The following is a 22,134-nucleotide window of genomic DNA, read 5'->3' as shown; positions in this document are numbered from 1 at the left end:
ACATCTGTGGATAAATTGTGTGTAATCACCGGCCGGGTGGCATATTCGTAGAGCCGACGGTGCCACGCCGCGGTCCGGACGGGGGATTCGGGCAGCTTCGAGCCGGCTTCGGATGTATGCGGGATCACGGGTGCGCGCCCGATCATCGCGTCCTTCGGCCGTCCGCTCCACTCGACCGATTCCGGGGAGGCAATTGCATGGACGACGAGCAGAATGTGCTGGCCACCGTCTGGCCGGAGGTGGTCGCCGAGCTCACCGCCGGTTCGCCGGACGGCACGATCGCGGCGGTCTCCCGCGCCCAGCAGGCCTGGCTCAAGCTCGTCAAGCCGCTGACCGTCGCGCAGGGGTTCGCGCTGCTGTCGGTGCCGTCCTCGCTGGCGCAGGAGGCGATCGAGCGCGACCTGCGCGAACCGATCCTGCGCTCGCTCGGCCGCAGGCTCGGCCCGCAGGTCGAGGGGCTCGGGGTGCGGATCGCGGCGCCCGCGCCCGGCACGCCGGAGCGCTCGGGCACCGGGGCGAGGCACGCCAGGATGACCTCGCGGCCGGAGGCCGAGCCCGCGCGCACCGGGTACGGCCGCTACGAATCCGCCGAACCCGCCGAGCCCGCGCCGCGCGAGGAGTACCGCGGCGAGCCCGGCTACCAGGGCGGCGCCCGCTTCGCCGAGCCCGGATACCCGGAGGAGAACGAGTACCAGGGCGACACCGCCTACCGCACCAGGCCCGGTTACGGCTACTCCGCCGAGCCGGACGGCGCGCCCGCCCGCTACCCCGGCTACGGCGACCGCGGTGGCTTCGGCAGGCAGCCGGAGGAGGACGGCGCCGAGCGCAGGCCGTTCCCCGGCGCCGACGACGCCGGGTACGAGAACGCCCCGCGCTACGCCGAGCCGCGGTACGCCGAGCCGCCCCGGTTCGGCGATGGCGACGAGCTGCGCGGGTACGACGGCGAGCGGCAGCGCCCGTACCCGGAGCGCGCCCGCGACGGCGACCAGCGCGGCTTCGACGGCGCCGATCCGGGCGACCGCGGCTTCGCGCAGCCCGGCGCGGAGCGCAGGGACGGCGCGCGCACGGGTCAGGAGTCGCTCTTCGACACCGAGCTACCCGCCCGCGGCTGGAGCCGGGACGACGAGCCGGACGACCAGGCCGCGCCGCAACCGGAGCAGCCCGCCGCGCCGGACGACGAGCCGGTGGTCCCGGTGCGCAATGCCTGGCCGACCTATTTCGCCAAGAGCCAGGAGAGCTCGGCGCCGCCCTCGTCGGCCAGCCTCAATGCCAAGTACACCTTCGAGACCTTCGTCATCGGCGCCTCGAACCGGTTCGCGCACGCGGCCGCGGTGGCGATCGCCGAGGCGCCCGCCAGGGCCTACAACCCGCTCTTCGTCTGGGGCGCCTCCGGCCTCGGCAAGACGCACCTGCTGCACGCGGCCGGGCACTACGCGCAGCGGCTCTTCCCCGGCATGCGGGTCAAGTACGTCTCCACCGAGGAATTCACCAACGACTTCATCAACAGCCTGCGGGACGACCGCAAGGTCGCCTTCAAGCGGCGCTACCGAGAGACCGACATCCTGCTCGTCGACGACATCCAGTTCATCGAGGGCAAGGAGGGCATCCAGGAGGAGTTCTTCCACACCTTCAACACGCTGCACAACGCGAACAAGCAGATCGTGGTCTCCTCGGACCGGCCGCCCAAGCAGCTCGCCACGCTGGAGGAGCGGCTGCGCACCCGGTTCGAGTGGGGGCTGATCACCGATGTGCAGCCGCCGGAGCTGGAGACCCGGATCGCGATCCTGCGCAAGAAGGCGCGGATGGACCGCCTCGACGTCCCGCACGACGTGCTGGAGCTGATCGCGAGCCGGGTCGAGCGCAATATCCGGGAGCTGGAGGGCGCGCTGATCCGGGTCACCGCCTTCGCCTCGCTGAACGGCCAGCCGCTGGAGATCTCGCTGGCCGAGGTGGTGCTGCGCGACCTCATGCCGGACACCGCGGCGCTGGAGATCAACGCGGCGACGATCATGGCCGTCACCGCGGAGTACTTCAACACCACCATGGAGGAGCTCACCGGGCCGGGGAAGGCGCGGCCGCTCGCGCAGGCCAGGCAGATCGCCATGTACCTGTGCCGCGAGCTCACCGACCTCTCGCTGCCGAAGATCGGCCAGGCCTTCGGCCGCGACCACACCACGGTCATGTACGCCGAGAAGAAGGTGCGCAAGGAGATGACCGAGCGGCGCCGGGTGTACGACCAGGTGCAAGAACTCACAGCCCGGATCAAGCAGCGTTCGCGCTGATCCTTCGCTAACACCTGTGCACTGCCCCTGACCAGGGGCAGTGCATTTTTTGTGCCTGTGGATTCCTCGAGGAATCCACAGGGAATCCTCGAGGAATCAACAGGGTTGTCCACCGATTGCTCCACAGGCTCGGCGCTGACCCTCGGGAGCGTTGTGCACAGGTGGGGAATCCCCAGTTTCCACAGGCGATTTCACTCCCAGGCACTGAGCTGCGCGGATACCGGTCAGAGGGGTGTGGATTCCTCGAGGAGTTCCTGTGGACTCCTCGAGGAATCCCAAGGTAGTCCACGGATTCCTGCACAGGTGTGCACAACTGGGGTCCGATGGTGGAACAACCGGTGGATGACTCGAGGATGGATGGTGGATAACTTTCGTCCGTCCACAGCCACCCCCGGTTCATCCTCGAGCCACTCACCGGTCATCCCCAGGGCACCACGCCGCCCGACCTGCGAAATCGCCTCGAGTCCACAGATTCCACAGGACCTACTACTGCTTCAGTTCTTCTCCTAGAGAAATCTCTTTTGAAACAGGCTGTGTGGAAAACGGTGCGACGGGCTCGCGGCCGGTGGGCGACGCGGAGCAGGGAGGCGGAGCCGGGGTTCGGGCGATGGGCGCTCGACCGCGCGAGTACGGTTTGATGTCTGTCGCGTGTGCGAAACTGCGTGGGCACGGAGCACGGAACTGGACGCCAACGGGAAGGGACAGGTCGGGCGATGGAGCTTGCCGGCATGAAGTTTCGGGTCGCCCGCGAGGACTTCGCCGACTCCGTGGCCTGGGTGGCGCGCAGCCTGCCGTCCCGGCCGCCGGTGCCGGTGCTCGGCGGCGTGCTGCTGGTCGCCGACGAGGACGGGCTGACCGTCTCCGGCTTCGACTACGAGGTCTCCGCGCAGATGCGGGTCGCGGCCGAGGTCGCGGGGCCGGGCCGGGTGCTGGTCTCCGGGCGGCTGCTCGCCGACATCACCAAGTCGCTGTCGAACAAGCCGGTCGACGTCTCGCTGGACGGCACCCGGGTGCTCATCGCCTGCGGCAGCGCCAAGTTCTCGCTGCCGACCATGCCGGTGGAGGACTATCCACAGCTGCCGGAGGTGCCGCAGCAGACCGGCTCGGTCGGGGTCGACGTGTTCGGCGCCGCGGTCGGGCAGGTCGCCGTCGCGGCGGGGCGGGACGACACGCTGCCGATGCTCACCGGCATCCGGGTGGAGATCGAGGGCGAGAAGGTGGTGCTGGCCGCCACCGACCGGTTCCGGCTCGCGGTGCGGCACCTGGAGTGGCAGCCCGCCCGCCCGGACGTGCAGACCGCGGTGCTGATCCCCGCGCGCACGCTCTCCGAGGCCGCCAAGACGCTCGGCTCCGCCGATGCCCCGGTCCAGCTCTCGCTCGGCACCGGCGCGGGCGCGGACGGGCTGCTCGGCATCGTGAACGGGGGGCGGCGGACCACCACCAGGCTGCTCGACGCCGAATTCCCCAAGTTCCGCCAGTTGCTCCCCAAGGAGCACACCTCGATCGCCACGCTCGGGGTCGCGCCGCTCACCGAGGCGATCAAGCGCGTAGCGCTGGTCGCCGAGCGCGGCGCCCAGGTCCGGCTGGAGTTCTCCGCGGACGGGCTGCAGCTCTCGGCGGGCGGCGACGACGCGGGGCGCGCCGAGGAGTGGCTGGAGGTCGAGTTCCGCGGCGAGCCGCTGACCATCGCGTTCAACCCCGGCTACCTGGTGGACGGCCTCTCCGCGCTGCACGCGGAGCGGGTGACCTTCGGCTTCACCACGCCGAGCCGCCCCGCCGTGCTGCTGCCCGCCACCGAGGAGGAGCCGCAGCCCGCGGAGTCGGGGGCGTTCGCGGCCATCGAGAGCCCGTACACCTACCTGCTGATGCCGGTCCGGCTGCCCGGGTGAGCGGCGCGCGGCCCGGTCCCGCCGCGCGGGGGTAGCGCATGTTCGTGCGCGCGCTCGCGCTGCGGGACTTCCGCTCCTGGGAACACCTCGATGTCGAGTTGTCCCCAGGCCGCACGGTGCTCCTGGGGGCGAACGGCAACGGCAAGACCAACGTGCTGGAGGCGCTCGGCTACCTCGCCACGCTCGCCTCGCACCGGGTCTCCGCCGACGCCCCGCTGATCCGCACCGGCACCGAGCGCGCCCGGATCGGCGCCACGGTCGTGAACGCGGGCCGGGAGCTGCGGGTCGATCTGGAGCTGAACCAGGGCGCCGCGAACCGCGCGCAGATCAACCGCTCGCCCGCGCGCAGGCCGCGGGAGATCCTCGGCATCCTGCACACCGTGCTCTTCGCCCCGGAGGATCTCGCGCTGGTGCGCGGCGACCCGGGGGAGCGCCGCCGCTTCCTGGACGAGCTGGCCACCGCGCGGCTGCCCCGGCTCGCCGCCGTGCGCTCGGACTACGACCGGGTGCTCCGGCAGCGCGCCGCGCTGCTCAAGACGGCGGGACGGCAGGCACGGTCGCGCTCCGACCTGAGCACGCTGGACGTGTGGGACGGGCACCTCGCGGCGCACGCCGCGGTGCTGCTCGAGCACCGGCTGCGGCTGGTGCACGACCTGGCGCCGCACCTGACCGAGGCGTACCGGTCGCTGGCCCCGGAGTCGAGGGCCGCCGCGATCGGCTACCGCAGCGGCTACCTGCCCCCCGAGCTGCTCGACCCGGCCCGCCCGCCCGCCGACACCGACGCGGCCGAGCTGGAGGCGGTGCTGCTGCGCGAGCTCGCGGCGGCGCGGCCGCGGGAGCTGGAGCGCGGGGTGTGCCTGGTCGGCCCGCACCGCGACGACCTGGAGCTGCTGCTCGGCGGCGGCCAGGCCAAGGGCTTCGCCAGCCACGGGGAGTCCTGGTCGTTCGCGCTGGCGCTGCGGCTGGCCGCCTTCGAGCTGCTGCGCGGCGCGGGCGCCGAACCGGTGCTGCTGCTCGACGACGTCTTCGCCGAACTGGACCGGCGCAGGCGCTCCGCGCTGGCGGCGGTCGCGGCCGCCGCCGAGCAGGTGCTGATCACCGCGGCGGTGCCGGAGGACGTGCCGGCGGAGCTGGATGCGAGGCCATTGCGGGTGCACACCACCGGGGACCGGGACAGCCGGATCTCCCGGCTCGCCGCGGACGCAGGCGCTGCCGTAGAGTGACACGGCGCGCGCGGCCCTCGGACACCATCCCCAGTTCTCCCCGGACTTCCGGACCATCACCAGGTACCTGTGGAGAAAGTCGGGACAACCGGCGCGCCGGTGACCGGTAAACCGCTGCTCGAGGCCTTCCGCAAGTCTTTCGAGCAGTGCAAAAACCTACCGCGAACAGGCGTTCGACGGGCAGAGGCGCCGGTGGGGTGCGCTCGGGCGAGCAGCGGAGCCGGTATCCGCAGCACCTGTGGATAACGTGCGAAACCTGGGGATAACTCTCCGGCGCAGCGGTGAAGGGAGCGCCCCGATGACCGATCACGACGATGCGGGCGGCCCGCCCACACCGCCGTCACCAGCGCCGACGACCGGTCAGGGCGAGCAGCCGGAGCTGCGCGGAATCGACCTCGCCCGGCGTGCGCTGGAGGAGGCGCGGGCCGCCGCCCGCGCCGCCGGAAAGTCGGTCGGGCAGGGCCGCGCCTCGCCGCGCCGGAGCGCGCGGCGCGCGGGCCGCAGGCGCAGCGGCTGGTCCGGCGCCGGGCCGGACCAGCGCGACCCCCAGCTCTTCTCCAGCCTGGCGGGCTCGCTGGTTCGCAGCAGGGGCTGGTCGGCCAAGGTCGCCGAGGGGGTGATCTTCGGCCGCTGGGCCGGGGTGGTCGGCGAGGACGTCGCGGCGCACGCCGCCCCGGTCTCGCTGCGCGAGGGGGTGCTGCACATCCAGGCGGAGTCCACCGCGTGGGCGACCCAGCTGCGCATGCTGCAGAGCCAGATCCTGGCCAAGATCACCGCGGCGGTCGGCCCCGGCGTGGTGACCTCGCTGCGCATCGCCGGGCCCGCGGCGCCGAGTTGGCGCAAGGGCGACCGGCACGTCAAGGGCCGCGGCCCGCGCGACACCTACGGCTGAGTCTGGCAGTTATCTGATACTCAGTGTTACATTCAATCCCGACGAGGCGGCACCGGTTTCACGTGGAACCGTCCGCGCCTGCGAAAGGATTGTCGATGGCCTTCCCCGCCGAACCCACCGTGACCGTGCGCCGCGGCGACGTCGACCTGGCCGTCTTCGAGACCGGCGCCCCGGACGGCCCGCCCGTGCTGCTGGTGCACGGCTGGCCGGACACGCACGCGCTCTGGGGGTCGGTCGCCGACGAGCTGGCGGCGGAGCACCGCGTCATCGCCTTCGACAACCGCGGCGCGGGCGCGAGCACCGTCCCCGCGGCGGTCCCGGACTACCGGATCGAAGAGCTCGCCGCCGACGTGCGCGCGGTGCTCGCCGCCGTCGCACCGGGCGAGCGGGCGCACCTGGTCGGCCACGACTGGGGCGGCGTGCTCGGCTGGGAGGTCGCCGCCGCGCCGGACGCGGCCGCCGCCATCGCCTCCTTCACCTGCGTCTCCGGCCCCAACCTCGACTACCTCGGCGCCTACCTGCGCGGCCCGCGCAGCGCGAGCCGGGTGGCGGGCGCGCTGCAGCAGTCGGTGGCCTCGGCGTACACCGTCGCCTTCCAGATTCCCGGGCTGCCCGACCCGGTGCTCCGGCTGCTGGCCCCGCGCTGGCCCGCCTTCCTGACGTTTTTCGACGGGATCGACCCCGCCCTCGTCACCCCGGCGCCGACCCTCGCGCGCGACATGGTGAACGGATTGCGGCTGTACCGGGCCAATATCCGGCACAGGCTGCGCGCGCCGCGTCCGCGCCCGGTCGAGGTCCCGGTGCAGCTGGTGGTCGCTACCGGCGACCGCGCGGTGCGCCCGGTGGTGCACGCCGAGGCGCCGAACTGGGTGCGCGACCTCCACACCGTGCGGCTGGACGGCGGGCACTGGACCCCGCTCTCGCACCCGGCCGAGCTGGCCGCCGCGGCCGCGGGCTTCATCGCCGGGGCGGGCGCCGCGCGGGCGAGCTGAGGTCCCGCTCCGCACTGCCCCCTGATCGCCCGGAGATGCCTTTCGGAGCGCTCGGAGGCGGACCGGTCCCGCCGGAATCCGATTTCAGGGCTCCTGGAAGCTCTCAGGGGTGTCGCAGGTACCGCGTATGTCGCCCCTGCCAGTAGGATGGTGAGGTAACCAGCGGCGAGGCGCTCGGCTCGATCGGCACCGCCACCCGTGGATCGGCGTGATCTCCCCAACCGCACCGGTCGGGGGGCACGTGTGCGCGCGCCGGGCGAGAGGCCGGGATCAGCAAGTAAGGAGAGCTACCGACCAGTGGCTGCCAAGGACTCCAACGCATCGAGCTCGACAACGGGCAAGCAGGACTACGGTGCCTCCTCCATCACGGTGCTCGAAGGGCTGGAGGCGGTCCGCAAGCGCCCTGGCATGTACATCGGCTCGACCGGTGAGCGCGGCCTGCACCACCTCATCTGGGAGGTGGTGGACAACTCGGTCGACGAGGCGATGGCCGGGTACGCGAGCAAGGTCGAGGTGACCCTGCTCGCCGACGGCGGCGTCGAGGTGGTCGACGACGGCCGCGGCATCCCGGTGGAGATGCACGCCCAGGGGGTGCCGACCGTCGAGGTCGTCATGACACAGCTGCACGCGGGCGGCAAGTTCGACTCGGACTCGTACGCGGTCTCCGGCGGCCTGCACGGCGTCGGCATCTCGGTGGTGAACGCGCTCTCCACCACCGTCGAGGTGGAGATCGATCGCGACGGCTACCACTGGAACCAGACCTACAAGGACGCCTCGCCCGGCAAGCTGATCCAGGGCGACGCCACCTCCGCCACCGGCACGACGGTGCGGTTCTGGGCCGACCCGGAGATCTTCGAGACCACGGTCTACAACTTCGAGACGGTATCCCGCAGGCTGCAGGAGATGGCGTTCCTGAACAAGGGGCTGACCATCAAGCTCACCGACCAGCGGGTGACCGCCGACGAGGTGACCGCGGACGAGGCGGGCGACACCGCCGCGGCGCCGAAGCACGCCGACGAGGCGGCCGCCGAGCAGGCCGAGCAGAAGGTCAAGACCAGGACCTACCACTACCCCGGTGGCCTGGAGGACTTCGTCCGGCACATCAACCGCACCAAGCAGGCGATCCACAACTCCGTCGTCGGCTTCACCGGCAAGGGCACCGGGCACGAGCTCGAGGTCGCCATGCAGTGGAACTCCGGCTACTCGGAGTCGGTGCACACCTTCGCCAACACCATCAACACGCACGAGGGCGGCACCCACGAGGAGGGCTTCCGCGCGGCGCTGACCACGGTGGTGAACCGGTACGCCAAGGACAAGAAGCTGCTCAAGGAGAAGGACGGCAACCTCACCGGCGACGACATCCGCGAGGGGCTCGCCGCCATCGTGAGCGTCAAGGTCGGGGAGCCGCAGTTCGAGGGGCAGACCAAGACCAAGCTGGGCAATACCGAGGTCAAGTCGTTCGTGCAGAAGACCTGCAACGAGCACCTGCAGCACTGGTTCGAGGCGAACCCGGCGGACGCCAAGACCATCGTGCAGAAGGCGGTCTCCTCGGCGCAGGCCCGGGTCGCCGCGCGCAAGGCGCGCGAGCTGGTGCGCCGCAAGTCCGCCACCGACCTGGGCGGGCTGCCGGGCAAGCTGGCCGACTGCCGCTCCAAGGACCCGCACAAGTCCGAGATCTACATCGTGGAGGGCGACTCGGCAGGCGGCTCGGCCAAGTCCGGCCGCGACTCCATGTACCAGGCGATCCTGCCCATCCGCGGCAAGATCATCAATGTCGAGAAGGCGCGCATCGACCGGGTCCTCAAGAACAACGAGGTGCAGTCGATCATCACCGCGTTCGGCACCGGCATCCACGACGAGTTCGACATCGCCAAGCTGCGGTACCACAAGATCGTGCTGATGGCCGATGCCGACGTGGACGGCCAGCACATCTCGACGCTGCTGCTCACCCTGCTCTTCCGCTTCATGCGGCCGCTGGTCGAGCACGGCCACGTCTACCTGGCGCAGCCGCCGCTGTACAAGCTCAAGTGGCAGCGCGGCGAGGCCGAGTTCGCCTACTCCGACCGGGAGCGCGACGGCCTGCTCGAGGCCGGGCTGGCGGCGGGCAAGAAGATCAACAAGGACGACGGCATCCAGCGCTACAAGGGTCTCGGCGAGATGAACCCGAAGGAGCTGTGGGAGACCACCATGGATCCCAGCGTCCGGGTGCTGCGCCAGGTCACCCTGGACGACGCGGCCGCCGCCGACGAGCTGTTCAGCGTGCTGATGGGCGAGGACGTCGAGGCCCGCCGCAGCTTCATCACCCGCAACGCCAAGGACGTCCGCTTCCTCGACGTGTAACCGGTGACGCGCCGCCGCCCAGCGGCGGCGCTCCCGCGTTCCCGCACGTCAGCCCACCAAGGAGACTTCCCGCATGACCGACACCACGCTGCCACCGAACGGCGCGGGCGACCGGATCGAACCGGTCGACATCCAGCAGGAGATGCAGAACAGCTACATCGATTACGCCATGAGCGTGATCGTCGGCCGCGCGCTGCCCGCGGTGCGCGACGGCCTGAAGCCGGTGCACCGCCGGATCCTCTACGCGATGTACGACAACGGCCACCGCCCGGACCGCGGCTACGTGAAGTCCGCCCGCCCGGTCTCCGAGACCATGGGCAACTACCACCCGCACGGCGACTCGGCGATCTACGACACCCTGGTCCGGATGGCCCAGCCGTGGTCCATGCGGTACCCGCTCGTCGACGGCCAGGGCAACTTCGGCTCGCGCGGCAACGACGGCGCCGCCGCCATGCGCTACACCGAGTGCAGGCTGACGCCGCTGGCCATGGAGATGCTGCGCGAGATCGACCACGAGACGGTCGATTTCATCCCGAACTACGACGGCAAGACGCAGGAGCCGACGGTCCTGCCGAGCCGCGTGCCGAACATGCTGATGAACGGCAGCAACGGCATCGCGGTCGGCATGGCGACGAACATCCCGCCGCACAACCTCACCGAGCTCGCCGCCGCCATCTACTGGGCGCTGGACAACCACGACGCCGACGAGGAGACCACCCTCGCGGCCTGCATGGAGCGGATCAAGGGCCCGGACTTCCCGACCGCCGGGCTGATCGTCGGCACCCAGGGCATCCACGACGCCTACACCACGGGCCGCGGCTCGATCCGGATGCGCGGGGTGGTGGAGATCGAGGAGGACAACCGCGGCCGCACCACGATCGTCATCACCGAGCTGCCCTACCAGGTCAACACCGACAACTTCATCAACGCGATCGCCGAGCAGGTCAAGGACGGCAAGATCGCGGGCATCTCGGACATCCACGACGAGTCGTCGGACCGGGTCGGGCTGCGCATCGTGATCACCGTCAAGCGCGACGCCGTCGCCAAGGTGGTGCTGAACAACCTCTACAAGCACACCCAGCTGCAGACCAGCTTCGGCGCCAACATGCTCTCGATCGTCGGGGGCGTGCCGCGCACGCTGCGCCTGGACCAGATGATCCGGTTCTACGTGAACCACCAGATCGAGGTCATCATCCGGCGCACGAAGTACCTGCTGCGCAAGGCCGAGGAGCGGGCCCACATCCTGCGCGGCCTGGTCAAGGCGCTGGACGCGCTGGACGAGGTGATCGCGCTCATCCGCCGCTCGGCCAATACCGACACCGCGCGCACCGGGCTGATGCAGCTGCTCGACATCGACGAGATCCAGTCCACCGCCATCCTGGACATGCAGCTGCGCAGGCTCTCGGCGCTGGAGCGGCAGAAGATCGTCGACGACCTGGCCAAGATCGAGCTGGAGATCGCCGACTACAAGGACATCCTGGCCAAGCCGGAGCGGCAGCGCGCGATCGTCCGCGACGAGCTCGCCGAGATCGTCGACCGGTACGGCGACGACCGGCGCACCCAGATCGTCTCGGCCGACGGCGACGTCGCCGACGAGGACCTGATCGCCCGCGAGGACGTGGTCGTCACCATCACCGAGACCGGCTACGCCAAGCGCACCAGGACCGACCTCTACCGCAGCCAGAAGCGCGGCGGCAAGGGCGTGCAGGGCGCAGGGCTCAAGCAGGACGACATCGTCAAGCACTTCTTCGTGACCTCGACGCACGACTGGCTGCTCTTCTTCACCAACAAGGGCCGGGTGTACCGGGCCAAGGCGTACGAGCTGCCGGAGGCCAACCGCACCGCGCGCGGCCAGCACGTGGCCAACCTGCTCGCCTTCCAGCCGGACGAGAAGATCGCCCAGATCATCCAGATCAAGACCTACGCCGACGCGCCGTACCTGGTGCTCGCCACCAAGAACGGCCTGGTCAAGAAGTCGCGGCTGACCGACTTCGACTCCAACCGGAGCGGCGGCATCGTCGCGGTGAACCTGCGCGACACCGACGAGCTGGTCGGCGCGGTGCTCTGCTCCGCCGAGGAGGACCTGCTGCTGGTCTCGGCCCAGGGGCAGTCGATCCGCTTCGCCGCCACCGACGAGGCGCTGCGCCCGATGGGCCGCGCCACCTCCGGCGTGCAGGGCATGCGCTTCAACGCCTCGGACGAGCTGCTCTCGCTGAACGTGGTGCGCTCCGGCACCTACCTCCTGGTGGCGACCTCGGGCGGCTACGCCAAGCGCACCGCCATCGAGGAGTACACCGCGCAGGGCCGCGGCGGTAAGGGGGTACTGACCATCCAGTTCGATGCCAAGCGTGGCACGCTTGTCGGGGCACTCATCGTCGACGACGACGACGAGCTCTACGCGATCACCTCCGTCGGGGGCGTCATCCGGACCGCGGCGAGGCAGGTCCGCAGGGCGGGCAGGCAGACCAAGGGCGTGCGATTGATGAACCTCGGCGATGGGGATACCTTGCTTGCAATCGCACGCAATGCCGACGAGCCCGATCAGGTCGAAGACCCCGGTTCCTCCCAGCAGTAGTCCTCCAGCGGCGGCACAGAACGGACCCAAGGAATCCCATTGACCACTCCGAATCAGCCGAACGACGAGCGCCAGCAGACGAACGGCGTGACCGAGCGGATCGCACCGTCACCCATCCCGCCGCGCCCGATTCCGCGTCCGGGAGGCGAGAACGGAACGGATGCGCCGGGCAATGGTCAGGGCCAGGCGCCTGCCGCGCAGGCGCAGGGGCAGGGTCCGCAGAACAACCAGGGCGCGCCGAAGCAGGGCACCGGCCAGCTGCCGCAGCGGCAGCCGGGTAGTTCGAATCCGGCTGCGGCGCAAGGGCAGTCGGGGAGGCCGGGGCAGGGGTCCGGCGGCCCCGGCCAGGGGGCGTCGTACGGCCCGCAGGGCGCGCAGCAGGGTCAGGGCGCGCAAGGCCAGCAGCAGGGGCAGGGTGCGCAGGGTCAGGGTGGCCAGCAGGGCCAGCAGGTCGGTGGGGAGCGGGCGCCCGAGGCCCCGAAGACCGGTGACCAGGAGACCGTGCGGCTCGGCGGCAAGACGCCGGGGCAGGAGAACGGCGGCGCGGGCGGGCAGCAGGGCTTCAAGGACGGCGGCTGGGGGCAGCTGCCGCAGCGCGAGGCGCAGTCCAACCTGCCGCAGCGGGAGCCGCAGTCCAACCTGTACCGCCCCGGCCAGTCGCCGGTCACCGGCCGCCCTGCCGGTTCGGCCGGGCTCGGCGGCGGCGTGACCAACGCCAGGACCACCGCCGACCTCGCCGCCAAGGCCGCCCGCAAGGAAGCGGCGATGACCAAGTCGGTCGGCATCGACGGCCCCACCCGCAGCATCTCGCGGCCGGAGCTGGTCAAGGACATGCCGGATCTCTCCGATATCCGGCACCCGCTGCCGCAGCAGCAGCCGCAGCCGGACCCGTCGCTGCCGCACTACACCCCCGGCCAGCAGCAGCCGCAGCCGATCTCGCCCTCCGCCCCGGTCGCCGTGGCGGCGGCGGTGCAGGCGGGCGAGCCGCTGCGCGCGACGGTGCAGATCCGCCGGATCGACCCCTGGTCGACCCTGAAGATCACGCTGGTCATCAGCGTCGCCATGTTCTTCGTGTGGATGCTCGCCGTCGGCCTGCTCTACATCGTGCTGGAGGGCATGGGGGTCTGGGAGCGGCTGGACACCACGCTCGGCGACATGGTCTCCCAGGAGGGCGGCTCGGCCAGCCTGATCGACGCGGGCACGGTCTTCGGCTACGCGGGCGTCATCGGGCTGGTGAACGTGGTGCTCTTCACCGCGCTCGGCACCGTCGGGGTGTTCATCTACAACCAGTGCTGCGACCTCGTCGGCGGCATCCAGGTGACGCTCGCCGACCCGGACTAGACCACTCCGGCTGGTAGCGCCTCGTACGGCGCTACCAGCCGTTTTGGTCCCGGGAGGTGGTGTTGTGTACTCTCGACACGTTCGATCCGGTCGAACGACACGGGCCTATAGCTCAGGCGGTTAGAGCGCTTCGCTGATAACGAAGAGGTCGGAGGTTCAAGTCCTCCTAGGCCCACTCCTTTGTCTTCACACACTCCGTAAGGTTCCCGCGAGTTCGGTGGGGTTCACCGTTTGATCTTCTCGATGGGGTATCCGGCCAGCGAGAACACCGCGACCGAGTAGCAGGCCAAACCAATCAGAATGGGCAGCGGAATCTCGCCCTCCGGGTCGGCGGCAACCCACAGCGCATAGCAGGCCGGCGGCAGGCACAGCAGAGCCGCCGTCGTCTCGCACCACGCAACGAGGTCATTGGCCCGCTTACGGCGCGCCGGGTCGGTGCGAGTGGTGTCGGGGATCTCCGCGCCCCAGCCCTCGGTCGAGCTGGTCGCGGTACCGCGGAAGCCCTTCGCTGCTGCGAGGGCGCAGGCGATGGCTACCAGGATGAAGATCAGTGCGACGAGGAATGCGCGCATTCGCTGCCCCTGTTCTGTTGCCGAGCTACTCCTTTCGACGGCGCCGGGGTGCCGTCGGTTCCACTGCCCGCGGAGAAACTGGCGAAAGTCGCTTCGGCGTCCGGCTGTCGACGGGCGCACTGTCGGCGAAACAGCGGATACCGCTGAGTGCGGGAAATTCCTACGCTGACTCGGGCGTGGTTGGGAGCGGCTCATGGCGGCGCTCGACAGCGGCGAGATCGCCTGGGATCGAGCACAGCTACGGTTGGATGCGGCGACTCTGCGCGCACTGCCGCGCGGGTCGGCGTCGAGCATCGAGGCGGTGGCCGGATCCGCGCGCCTGCGCTCTCCGCACCGGGCGACCGCATCGGCTTCGAGATCGCCAACGCGGTGCACCACTTCGGGCTCCTCGGCCGGCCCAGGCTCAGCGCCGCACTGGGCGGGTGGCTGACCGGTTAGGCCGGGGCCCACTCAGTCGGTACCCTGGTCCGGTACGACGGTGGTAGGGAGACTCCCCGATCCACTCCCCGGTAACGCGCACAGTAGGGTGGAACCATGAAGCTTCTTCTCACCGTCGGAGTCGTGGCAGCGGTACTCCTCGCGGTTACCAAGCTCCGCAAGCGGGACGAAGCCGATCTCTGGAACGAGGTCACTTCCCGCTGACGCGGATCCTCGGCTCGGGGCCTTAGCTCAATTGGCAGAGCACTGCCTTTGCAAGGCAGGGGTTAGGGGTTCGATTCCCCTAGGCTCCACAATTCTTCGCCCTCTACCTGTGACAACGGGTAGGGGGCGATGTGCGCTCGAGGCGAGCCCTCTCGAATCACTGCGCGCAGCTGGACAAACAGAGTGATCCCCACGCCCGACGCCGGGTGAACACCGCCCGGCGTCGGGCGTCACCACCCACGACGTCGAGATAATCGCTCGCGAAACAGGCGACCGCGTGGCCGACGAAATCGTCGGATCGCGCCCGCTCGAAGGGCTGGGCTGACTACAGGAAGTCCAGCTTTCTACTCCATAGCTGTCGGCGCCTGCCCGTAGGGTGGGCGCATTGTCGGTGGATACGTGTAGGGGTGCGCGTGGCGAACAGGGGTAGGCGGGCGCGGAGCAGGGGGGTGAACGGCGCCGTCTCGGCGGTCGTGGCGCTGGTGCTGCTCGCGATCGTGGCGGCGCCGGTCTGGCGGTGGATCTCCGAGAACGCGGCGCTGGTCGCGGTGGCGGCGCTGCTGCTGGTCGGCGCGGTGATCGCGGTGAGCATGTGGTGGAGCGGGCTGGCGGCGCGCAGGCGGCTGCGGCGGGAGCGGCGGATCCGGGCGGCGCTGACCTTCGCCGAGATGAGCGCGGGGCAGTTCGAGCACGCGCTGGCCGATCTGTGCAGGCGGGACGGGTGCACCAGGGTCGCGGTGGTCGGTGGGGCCGGTGATCTCGGGGCCGATGTCGTCGCCCGCGCTCCGGACGGTAGGCGGATCGTGCTGCAGGCCAAGCGGTACCGGGTGGACAACTGGGTGTCGGGGCCGGATCTGCAGAAGTTCGGCGGCACCTGCTTCGCGGTGCACGGCGCCGACGTGGCCGCGGTGGTCACCACCGCGGGCGGGTTCCGCAAGCAGGCGCGGGAGTACGCGGCGCACATGGGGATCGTGCTGGTGGACAACCACGAACTCACCGCGTGGCAGACCGGGGAGGGGCCGCCGCCGTGGGAGTGAGCGACCGGTTACCGTTGGGCGTGCTGCTCGATCACCTGCTCACCGGCGCGCCCGGCGGCGACCCGCTCGATTCGGTCGCCGCGGCCTGGTCCGCGCACCGGCTGGTCACCGCGCGCTGCGCCGACACGATCGATGCCGCGGTGCTCGGCGGCTGGGCGGCCGACCGGCTCGGCTACGCCTTCGTCGCCGGCTACCAGGAGGCGCTACGGGCGCTGCTGCCCGGGCTGCCGTCGGCGGCGCTGGTGTCGCTGGCCGCCACGGAGGCGGGCGGGGCGCACCCCGCCGTCATCGAGACGGCGCTGCGGCCGCGGGGCGACGGCTGGACGGTCAGCGGGACCAAGACCTTCGCCACGCTCGGCACCGAGGCCGACGTGCTGGTGGTGGTCGCGAGCGCGGGGCCGGGCGCGGACGGCAGGAACACCGTGCGCACCGCGATGGTCGACCCGCGCGGTCCCGGGGTTCGCGCCGAGCCGCTGCCCCCGACCCCCTTCGCGCCGGAGATCCCGCACGCCGTCCTGACGCTCACCGACGCACCGGCGGTTCCGCTGCTCGGCGACGGCTACGCCGACCACCTCAAGCCGTTCCGCACCTTCGAGGACGCGCACGTGCTCGCCGCGACGCTCGGGCAGCTGGTCCGGGTGGCCAGGCAGGCAGGCTGGCCGCCCGCGATGGTGCAGCGGCTGCTCGGCGCGGTGGCCGAGGTGCGCGGGCTCGGGCTCGGCAGGCCGTCCGGTGCGCCCGCGGTGCCCGCCGGGCCGCCGGACCCGGTGCTCGCGGTGGCGAAGTCGCCCGCGGTGCACATCGCGCTGGCGGGCACGCTGGATCTGGTCGACCAGCTGCTCGCCCAGATCGGATCGCTGTGGAACTCGGCCGATCCGGTGGTCAGGGAGCGCTGGGAGCGCGATCGGCGGCTGCTGAACACCGCCGAGCGGGTGCGCGCGCTGCGCACCAGCGCCGCCTGGCAGGCCATCGCCCGGGGGTGACCGGCGGGTAGCCCGGCGCTCGCTCCGGCACCGGGAATGCCCCGGCGGCGGGACGGCGAAACTTCCTGGAAAAAGGGGAGCGGGCCTCGGCGAAGGGGGGGAGTTAGCCGAGGCCCGCGTGTGGTCGGCCCGGGGGGGAGGGGCCGACGACAACGATCCTACGCGAAGATTCGCGTTCGCGGGTGCGTGGCAAGCACCACTTTCGGAGAATTTTCCCGGGTGCGGCGGGCGGCACCCCGGTGCGGCCGCGGCGGCCCGCGGGCCGGTCCGGATGGCGGGTGCCCGAAGTTTGCCAAAAGGGCTGGCCCGCATTGGTATACCCGTCAACAACCGGACAATTCGCGGCGGTGCCTGCCGGTGGGGCGGCGCCCCCGGACCGGAGCGGATCGGCGCGGGTGAACGTCGCCGTCCCGCGTGTCGCGGTCACCCCGGGGAGCGGTCGAGTAGTCCACTACGCGTGTTCGGAGCGCGGGCGGCGACCCAGGATGGGATCCGGTCGCACCCCGCGGTAACCCCGAGCGTCGCGGGGTGCGGCCCTCCCGGTCGAATCGAATCGGCGTTCGCGCAGGCAGCGCGGAAATTTTCGCCGAAAACCCGGAGAATTCGATGGAATCTGTCGGACCCCGGAGTAATACTGGCGCCCGAATCGGTCCGCCACGAACTCAGGAGAATCATGCCCGACGCAATCGTCGCCGAGGGGCTGGTCAAGCGGTACGGCAAGGTGGTGGCGCTGGACGGACTCGACCTGACGGTGCCGGAGGGCACGGTGACCGCGCTGCTCGGCCCGAACGGCGCGGGCAAGACCACCACGGTCCGCGTGCTCACCACGCTGCTCATCCCGGACGCCGGGAAGGCCACCGTCGCCGGGATCGATGTCCTCGGCAATCCACGCAAGCTGCGCTCCCGGATCGGGACATCGGGCCAGTACGCGGCCGTCGACGAATACCTCACCGGCTTCGAGAATCTGGAGATGGTGGGCAGGCTCTACCACCTCGGGACCAAGCGCGCCAAGGAGCGCGCCACGGAGCTGCTCGACCGGTTCCGGCTCAGCGACGCGGGCGACCGCCCGGTGCGCACCTACTCCGGCGGCATGCGCCGCAGGCTCGACCTGGCGGGCGCGCTGGTGGCGAACCCGCCGGTGCTCTTCCTCGACGAGCCGACGACGGGGCTGGACCCGAGGGCCAGGTTCGACCTCTGGGACGTCATCGAGGAACTGGTCGCGGGTGGCACCACGCTGCTGCTCACCACCCAGTACCTGGAGGAGGCGGACCGGCTGGCCGACTCCATCGCGGTGATCGACCACGGCACCGTGATCGCGCAGGGCACCGCCGACGAACTCAAGTCCATGGTCGGCGGCGACCGGATCGAGCTCACCGTCGACGACCAGGCGAAGGTGGCTGCGGCGCAACAGCTCCTGCAGGGCCTCGCGGACGGCGACATCCAGGTCGAGCAGGGGCTGCGCAGGCTCACCGTGCCGGTGAGCGACGGCTCGTCGGCGCTGGTCGCCACGATCGGCAGGCTCGCCGAGAACGACATCCGGCTGCGCGACATCGCGCTGCGCAGGCCCTCGCTCGACGACGTCTTCCTCACCCTCACCGGCCACGAGGCCGAGGAGCGGCAGCCCGCCGACGGCGAGGATGCCCGCTTCACCCCGGACGCGGCGCCCGCGCGGTCCGCCAAGGAGCTCGAATCGACGGAAGGACGGACCCGATGACCGCCACGAGTACGCCGGTGCAGCTGCCCGGCGACCCCGGGCTGGTGGAACGGCTGCGCATCGTGGTGATCGACAGCGTCACCGTGACCAAGCGCAATGTCATCAAGATCAAGCGCGTGCCGGACGTGCTGGTCTTCGCGACGCTGTCGCCGATCATGTTCGTGCTGCTCTTCGCCTACGTCTTCGGCACAGCGATCCAGGTGCCCGGGCTGGAGGGCGGGTACCGCGAGTTCCTGATCGCGGGCATCTTCGTGCAGACCGTCGTCTTCGGCTCCACCTTCACCGGCGCCGGGCTGGCCGAGGACATGCAGAAGGGCATCATCGACCGGTTCCGGTCGCTGCCGATGGCGCCGGTCGCGGTGCTCGTCGGGCGGACCGTGAGCGATGTGGTGATCAATGTGGTCAGCCTGGTGGTCATGTCGCTGACCGGGCTCGTGGTCGGCTGGCGGATTCGCGGGTCGCTGCTGGACGCGGTGCTCGCCTACGCGCTGCTGCTGCTCTTCGCCTACGCGCTGTCCTGGATGATGGCGACGGTGGGGCTGCTGGTGCGCACCCCCGAGGTGTTCAACAACGCCAGCTTCATGGTGATCTTCCCGCTCACCTTCCTGGCCAACACCTTCGTGCCGATCGATGACCTGCCTGGCGTGCTCAAGGTGTTCGCGGAGTGGAACCCGGTCTCGGCGCTGGCGCAGGCCAGCCGCGAGCTGTTCGGCAACACCAGCCCGGTGGCGCCGCCGTCGGACGCCTGGTCGATGCAGAACCCGGTGGCGACCACGCTGATCTGGGTCGTCGTCATCCTGGCGGTCTTCATCCCGGTGTCGCTGCGGCAGTACCAGCGCGCGGTGAGCCGGTAGGGCGCGGTCAGGCGGTGGTGCCGCCCGGCTCCGGCTCGCCGATGCCCGCGCTGCGCGTGTAGCCGATGCGCGGCGGCGCCGGGGCGGGGGCGGGCGGCTGCGGGCGGCGGCTGCGGGCCACCGCGGCGGCGGCGCCCGCGGCGGTGACGGCGGCCGCGGCGATCAGGCGGTTGCGCAGGCGGGAGCGGGAAGCCGAGCTCATGGCACCACTGTGGCACACCGGCCGCGATCGCGCCGAATCCCCTGCCGACCTGCGCGATCTCCGAGAGATGGCAGGATGGCCGGTGGTACCGCCGCGCGGCGGGAACGGAGCGAGGGAGACGATGCAACCACAACCGCCCGCCCCCGTCTGCGTCCGGCACCGGGATCGGGTCACCGGCCTCGCCTGCACCCGGTGTGGCCGCCCGGCCTGCGCGGACTGCCTGCGCCCCGCCGCGGTGGGGCAGCACTGCGTCGACTGCCTGCAGCAGGATCGGCGCTCCGCGCCGCAGGTGCGCACGGTGGCGGGCGCGCCAGCGGGCGCCGCGCCGCGCCCGCTGGTCACCTACGCGCTCATCGCGATCAACCTGGCGATCTTCGGCATCACCGCGGCGCAGGCGAACAGCGTGGTGGACAACCAGCGCTCCCGGCTCTTCCTGGAGTGGGTGCTCTACCCGCCCGCGGTCGCGGACGGCGAGTGGTGGCGAGTGCTCGGCTCCGGCTTCCTGCACTACGGCCCGCTGCACCTGCTGGTCAACATGTTCGCGCTGTACGTCGTCGGCCGGGACTGCGAGCTCGTGCTCGGCCGGGCGCGGTACCTGCTGGTGTACCTGGTCGCGCTGCTCGGCGGCTCGGCGGGGGTGATGCTCTTCTCCCAGGACAGCCTGACGGCGGGCGCGTCCGGGGCGGTCTACGGCCTCTTCGGCGCGGTCACCGTCGTGCTGGTCCGGTTGCGGCAGAGCCCGAACCAGATGCTCATCGTGATCGGCATCAACGTGATCATCAGCCTCTCGCTGCCCGGCATCTCGCTCTGGGGGCACCTGGGCGGGCTGACCGCGGGCACGCTCGCCACGCTCGGGGTGCTCTTCCTGCCGCAGTGGGTGGGGGTGAAGTCGCCGGAGGCGGCGCGCACCGTCGGCTGGGTGAGCCTGGCCGCGGTCGGGCTCGGGGCGCTCGCGGTGATCGGCGCGGCCGGGATGAGCCTGGTCTGATCTAGCTCCGGTGCACCAGGTTGTGCCGGAGCATGGCGTCGAACAGCTCCTCCGGGTGCGCGCCGAGATCCCAGCGGCCGAAGATGAGCAGCCGGTCGTCGTCCCGGTCCGGCCGCTCGACGTCGAGCTCCAGCATCGGCGTTTTCCGGCCCAGCCTGCGGTAGTGCGTCATCCGCGCGCGCAGGATCTGCGGCCGGGTATAGGCCACCGGCCCGGTGAGCCCGCGCACGACCAGTTGCGGCTCGGCGCCGGGCACGATCGTCACCCGCGGGCGCTGCCGCAGCCCGAGCGCGGCGAGCCCGAGCAGCCCGAGCGCGGCCACCCCGACCAGGAGCATGCTCGGCGGGTCGGCGGCGAAGAACGCGGCGACGCCGAGCGCGACCCCGCCCGCGGCCGCGGCGGCCAGGGCGGGGGCGGGGGTGGTCCAGGTGGTGCGCTCGTCGGTATCACCGGCGTTCACGGCCTTCTCCCCAGGTTGTCCTCGAGTTGTCCACAGAATCATCCACAGGTGTGCATGAAACACACCGGTGTGATTCCGCGGTGAAGCAGGTCAGCGCCACCGCATGGTCATGATCAGCCCCACCACCATGAGCCCGAAGCCGATGAGGAAGTTCCAGGCGTTGAGATCGGCCATCCACTGGATCTGCTCGGCCGCCAGGTAGTAGACGAGCAGCCAGACCAGCCCCGCCAGCATGAAGCCCAGCATGATGGCGACGTACCAGACCGGCGACGGTCCGAGCGCCTTCACCTTCACGGGGGTGCGGCTGGCCGGGTTGATGGTGTAGTCGGTCTTCTTGCGGACCTTCGACTTCGGCATGGTGTCCTCGCGTTCGGCGTCCGGGCGGGGTACCGGCCGCCCGGGTGGTCTCGGGTTCCAGGCTAGCCCACCAGGTCACGGCCCCGAATACCGGTTTGCGCTGCCCAGTACGCTCGGGGGATGCGCGTTCTGGTCGTCGACAACTACGACAGCTTCGTCTTCAACCTGGTCCAGTACCTGGGCCAGCTCGGAGTCGAGGCCGCGGTGTGGCGCAACGACGACCCGGAATTGGCCGATCCGGCCGGAATCGCCGCCGAGTACGACGGGGTGCTGATCAGCCCGGGCCCCGGCACGCCGGACCGCGCGGGCGTCAGCATGGAGCTGGTGCGGGCCTGCGCCGCCGCCGCGACGCCGCTGCTCGGCGTCTGCCTCGGCCACCAGGCGATCGGCGCGGTCTTCGGCGGCACCGTCACCCGCGCCCCCGAGCTGCTGCACGGCAAGACCAGCGAGGTGTACCACCTCGGGGCCGGGGTGCTGGCCGGGCTGCCCGACCCCTTCACCGCCACCCGCTACCACTCGCTGACCGTGCTGGAGGAGACGCTGCCGCCGGAGATCGAGGTGCTCGGCCGCACCGAGAGCGGGATCGTGATGGCGATGCGGCACCGCACGCTGCCGATCCACGGGGTGCAGTTCCACCCGGAGTCGGTGCTCACCCGCGGCGGGCACCGGATGCTCGCGAACTGGCTCGAGGTGTGCGGGCAGCGCCCCGCCGAGGGGCTGGTCGCGACGCTGGAAGCGGAGGTCGCCGCGCTGGTGCCGCAGTGAGCGGCGCGGGTGCGCCTACCCGGCCC

The 22,134-nt window shown here is 71.1% G+C and carries 19 protein-coding genes and 2 tRNA genes; 17 read left to right on the top strand and 4 right to left on the bottom strand.

What is annotated here, in order from left to right; genetic code table 11:
- Nucleotides 1-197 precede the first annotated feature (197 nt).
- The 9 genes from dnaA to ACFUUZ_RS09435 all read left to right on the top strand — a co-directional run bounded on the left by dnaA (nucleotide 198) and on the right by ACFUUZ_RS09435 (nucleotide 13,709).
- A complete protein-coding gene (gene dnaA, locus ACFUUZ_RS09475) occupies nucleotides 198-2,282 on the top strand; it encodes a chromosomal replication initiator protein DnaA (protein ID WP_378694263.1) in 2,085 nt (694 codons plus the stop codon).
- A 713-nt stretch (nucleotides 2,283-2,995) separates the two neighbouring features.
- Nucleotides 2,996-4,171, top strand: coding sequence for a DNA polymerase III subunit beta (dnaN, locus tag ACFUUZ_RS09470; RefSeq protein ID WP_378694261.1), 1,176 nt, complete (start codon nucleotides 2,996-2,998; stop codon nucleotides 4,169-4,171).
- Nucleotides 4,172-4,209: 38 nt separating this feature from the next.
- Nucleotides 4,210-5,394: a DNA replication/repair protein RecF gene (gene recF / locus ACFUUZ_RS09465; protein WP_378694259.1), complete on the top strand. Its 1,185-nt coding sequence runs from the start codon at nucleotides 4,210-4,212 to the stop codon at nucleotides 5,392-5,394.
- A gap of 298 nt (nucleotides 5,395-5,692) precedes the next feature.
- Nucleotides 5,693-6,286 carry a DUF721 family protein gene (locus ACFUUZ_RS09460; RefSeq protein WP_378694257.1) on the top strand — a complete coding sequence of 198 codons (594 nt, stop codon included), beginning with the start codon at nucleotides 5,693-5,695 and terminating at the stop codon, nucleotides 6,284-6,286.
- Nucleotides 6,287-6,381: 95 nt separating this feature from the next.
- Nucleotides 6,382-7,278, top strand: coding sequence for an alpha/beta fold hydrolase (locus tag ACFUUZ_RS09455; RefSeq protein ID WP_378694256.1), 897 nt, complete (start codon nucleotides 6,382-6,384; stop codon nucleotides 7,276-7,278).
- 297 nt (nucleotides 7,279-7,575) lie between these two features.
- Complete coding sequence (gyrB, locus tag ACFUUZ_RS09450; RefSeq protein WP_378694254.1) at nucleotides 7,576-9,618, top strand: DNA topoisomerase (ATP-hydrolyzing) subunit B; 2,043 nt, start codon at nucleotides 7,576-7,578, stop codon at nucleotides 9,616-9,618.
- Between the two features lie 73 nt (nucleotides 9,619-9,691).
- Nucleotides 9,692-12,193 (top strand): DNA gyrase subunit A, encoded by a 2,502-nt coding sequence (gyrA, locus tag ACFUUZ_RS09445; protein ID WP_378694252.1) that lies wholly within the window; start codon nucleotides 9,692-9,694, stop codon nucleotides 12,191-12,193.
- A 39-nt stretch (nucleotides 12,194-12,232) separates the two neighbouring features.
- Complete coding sequence (locus ACFUUZ_RS09440; protein WP_378694250.1) at nucleotides 12,233-13,534, top strand: DUF3566 domain-containing protein; 1,302 nt, start codon at nucleotides 12,233-12,235, stop codon at nucleotides 13,532-13,534.
- 101 nt (nucleotides 13,535-13,635) lie between these two features.
- Nucleotides 13,636-13,709, top strand: a tRNA-Ile gene (locus ACFUUZ_RS09435).
- Between the two features lie 49 nt (nucleotides 13,710-13,758).
- Here ACFUUZ_RS09435 and ACFUUZ_RS09430 read toward each other — a convergent pair.
- Nucleotides 13,759-14,106, bottom strand: coding sequence for a hypothetical protein (locus tag ACFUUZ_RS09430; RefSeq protein ID WP_378694248.1), 348 nt, complete (start codon nucleotides 14,104-14,106; stop codon nucleotides 13,759-13,761).
- A 534-nt stretch (nucleotides 14,107-14,640) separates the two neighbouring features.
- Here ACFUUZ_RS09430 and ACFUUZ_RS09425 point away from each other — a divergent pair.
- From ACFUUZ_RS09425 to ACFUUZ_RS09400, 6 genes are all read left to right on the top strand, one after another.
- Complete coding sequence (locus tag ACFUUZ_RS09425) at nucleotides 14,641-14,748, top strand: DLW-39 family protein (RefSeq protein ID WP_378694246.1); 108 nt, start codon at nucleotides 14,641-14,643, stop codon at nucleotides 14,746-14,748.
- Nucleotides 14,749-14,764: 16 nt separating this feature from the next.
- Nucleotides 14,765-14,837 (top strand) — tRNA-Ala (locus tag ACFUUZ_RS09420).
- Nucleotides 14,838-15,197: 360 nt separating this feature from the next.
- Nucleotides 15,198-15,785 carry a restriction endonuclease gene (locus ACFUUZ_RS09415; RefSeq protein ID WP_378694244.1) on the top strand — a complete coding sequence of 196 codons (588 nt, stop codon included), beginning with the start codon at nucleotides 15,198-15,200 and terminating at the stop codon, nucleotides 15,783-15,785.
- A 20-nt stretch (nucleotides 15,786-15,805) separates the two neighbouring features.
- The gene (locus tag ACFUUZ_RS09410; protein ID WP_378694242.1) at nucleotides 15,806-16,768 is read left to right on the top strand and encodes an acyl-CoA dehydrogenase family protein; all 963 of its coding nucleotides are present in this window, start codon (nucleotides 15,806-15,808) and stop codon (nucleotides 16,766-16,768) included.
- Nucleotides 16,769-17,441: 673 nt separating this feature from the next.
- Nucleotides 17,442-18,482, top strand: a complete 1,041-nt coding sequence (locus ACFUUZ_RS09405) for an ATP-binding cassette domain-containing protein (protein WP_378694240.1) — start codon at nucleotides 17,442-17,444, stop codon at nucleotides 18,480-18,482.
- Entirely contained in the window at nucleotides 18,479-19,336 is an 858-nt protein-coding gene (locus ACFUUZ_RS09400; RefSeq protein WP_378694237.1) for an ABC transporter permease, read from the top strand. Before ACFUUZ_RS09405 ends, ACFUUZ_RS09400 begins: the two co-directional genes overlap by 4 nt.
- 7 nt (nucleotides 19,337-19,343) lie before the next feature.
- On the opposite strand, the gene ACFUUZ_RS09395 is transcribed toward ACFUUZ_RS09400, so the two are convergent.
- Nucleotides 19,344-19,538 carry a hypothetical protein gene (locus ACFUUZ_RS09395; RefSeq protein WP_378694235.1) on the bottom strand — a complete coding sequence of 65 codons (195 nt, stop codon included), beginning with the start codon at nucleotides 19,536-19,538 and terminating at the stop codon, nucleotides 19,344-19,346.
- A gap of 121 nt (nucleotides 19,539-19,659) precedes the next feature.
- Here ACFUUZ_RS09395 and ACFUUZ_RS09390 point away from each other — a divergent pair, with 121 nt between their 5' ends.
- The gene (locus ACFUUZ_RS09390; protein WP_378694233.1) at nucleotides 19,660-20,526 is read left to right on the top strand and encodes a rhomboid family intramembrane serine protease; all 867 of its coding nucleotides are present in this window, start codon (nucleotides 19,660-19,662) and stop codon (nucleotides 20,524-20,526) included.
- A gap of 1 nt (nucleotide 20,527) precedes the next feature.
- Here the strand turns inward: ACFUUZ_RS09390 and ACFUUZ_RS09385 are convergent, their stop codons facing one another.
- Entirely contained in the window at nucleotides 20,528-20,986 is a 459-nt protein-coding gene (locus ACFUUZ_RS09385; RefSeq protein ID WP_378694231.1) for a PH domain-containing protein, read from the bottom strand.
- A gap of 90 nt (nucleotides 20,987-21,076) precedes the next feature.
- Nucleotides 21,077-21,343, bottom strand: coding sequence for a cell division protein CrgA (gene crgA, locus ACFUUZ_RS09380; protein ID WP_378694229.1), 267 nt, complete (start codon nucleotides 21,341-21,343; stop codon nucleotides 21,077-21,079).
- Between the two features lie 120 nt (nucleotides 21,344-21,463).
- Between crgA and ACFUUZ_RS09375 the strand changes: the two genes are divergently transcribed.
- A complete protein-coding gene (locus tag ACFUUZ_RS09375; protein ID WP_378694227.1) occupies nucleotides 21,464-22,108 on the top strand; it encodes an aminodeoxychorismate/anthranilate synthase component II in 645 nt (214 codons plus the stop codon).
- The last annotated feature ends 26 nt before the right edge of the window (nucleotides 22,109-22,134 follow it).

Source organism: Nocardia sp. NPDC057353 (genome assembly GCF_042667085.1).
Classification (GTDB): Bacteria; Actinomycetota; Actinomycetes; order Mycobacteriales; family Mycobacteriaceae; genus Nocardia.
This window is presented reverse-complemented; position numbering and strand designations above follow the sequence as displayed.

Coding starts and splice junctions, on each gene's coding strand:
- dnaA (WP_378694263.1), top strand. CDS start 198: ATGGACGACGAGCAGAATGTGCTGGCCACCGTCTGGCCGGAGGTGGTC.
- dnaN (WP_378694261.1), top strand. CDS start 2,996: ATGGAGCTTGCCGGCATGAAGTTTCGGGTCGCCCGCGAGGACTTCGCC.
- recF (WP_378694259.1), top strand. CDS start 4,210: ATGTTCGTGCGCGCGCTCGCGCTGCGGGACTTCCGCTCCTGGGAACAC.
- ACFUUZ_RS09460 (WP_378694257.1), top strand. CDS start 5,693: ATGACCGATCACGACGATGCGGGCGGCCCGCCCACACCGCCGTCACCA.
- ACFUUZ_RS09455 (WP_378694256.1), top strand. CDS start 6,382: ATGGCCTTCCCCGCCGAACCCACCGTGACCGTGCGCCGCGGCGACGTC.
- gyrA (WP_378694252.1), top strand. CDS start 9,692: ATGACCGACACCACGCTGCCACCGAACGGCGCGGGCGACCGGATCGAA.
- ACFUUZ_RS09430 (WP_378694248.1), bottom strand. CDS start 14,106: ATGCGCGCATTCCTCGTCGCACTGATCTTCATCCTGGTAGCCATCGCC.
- ACFUUZ_RS09425 (WP_378694246.1), top strand. CDS start 14,641: ATGAAGCTTCTTCTCACCGTCGGAGTCGTGGCAGCGGTACTCCTCGCG.
- ACFUUZ_RS09405 (WP_378694240.1), top strand. CDS start 17,442: ATGCCCGACGCAATCGTCGCCGAGGGGCTGGTCAAGCGGTACGGCAAG.
- ACFUUZ_RS09400 (WP_378694237.1), top strand. CDS start 18,479: ATGACCGCCACGAGTACGCCGGTGCAGCTGCCCGGCGACCCCGGGCTG.
- ACFUUZ_RS09395 (WP_378694235.1), bottom strand. CDS start 19,538: ATGAGCTCGGCTTCCCGCTCCCGCCTGCGCAACCGCCTGATCGCCGCG.
- ACFUUZ_RS09390 (WP_378694233.1), top strand. CDS start 19,660: ATGCAACCACAACCGCCCGCCCCCGTCTGCGTCCGGCACCGGGATCGG.
- crgA (WP_378694229.1), bottom strand. CDS start 21,343: ATGCCGAAGTCGAAGGTCCGCAAGAAGACCGACTACACCATCAACCCG.
- ACFUUZ_RS09375 (WP_378694227.1), top strand. CDS start 21,464: ATGCGCGTTCTGGTCGTCGACAACTACGACAGCTTCGTCTTCAACCTG.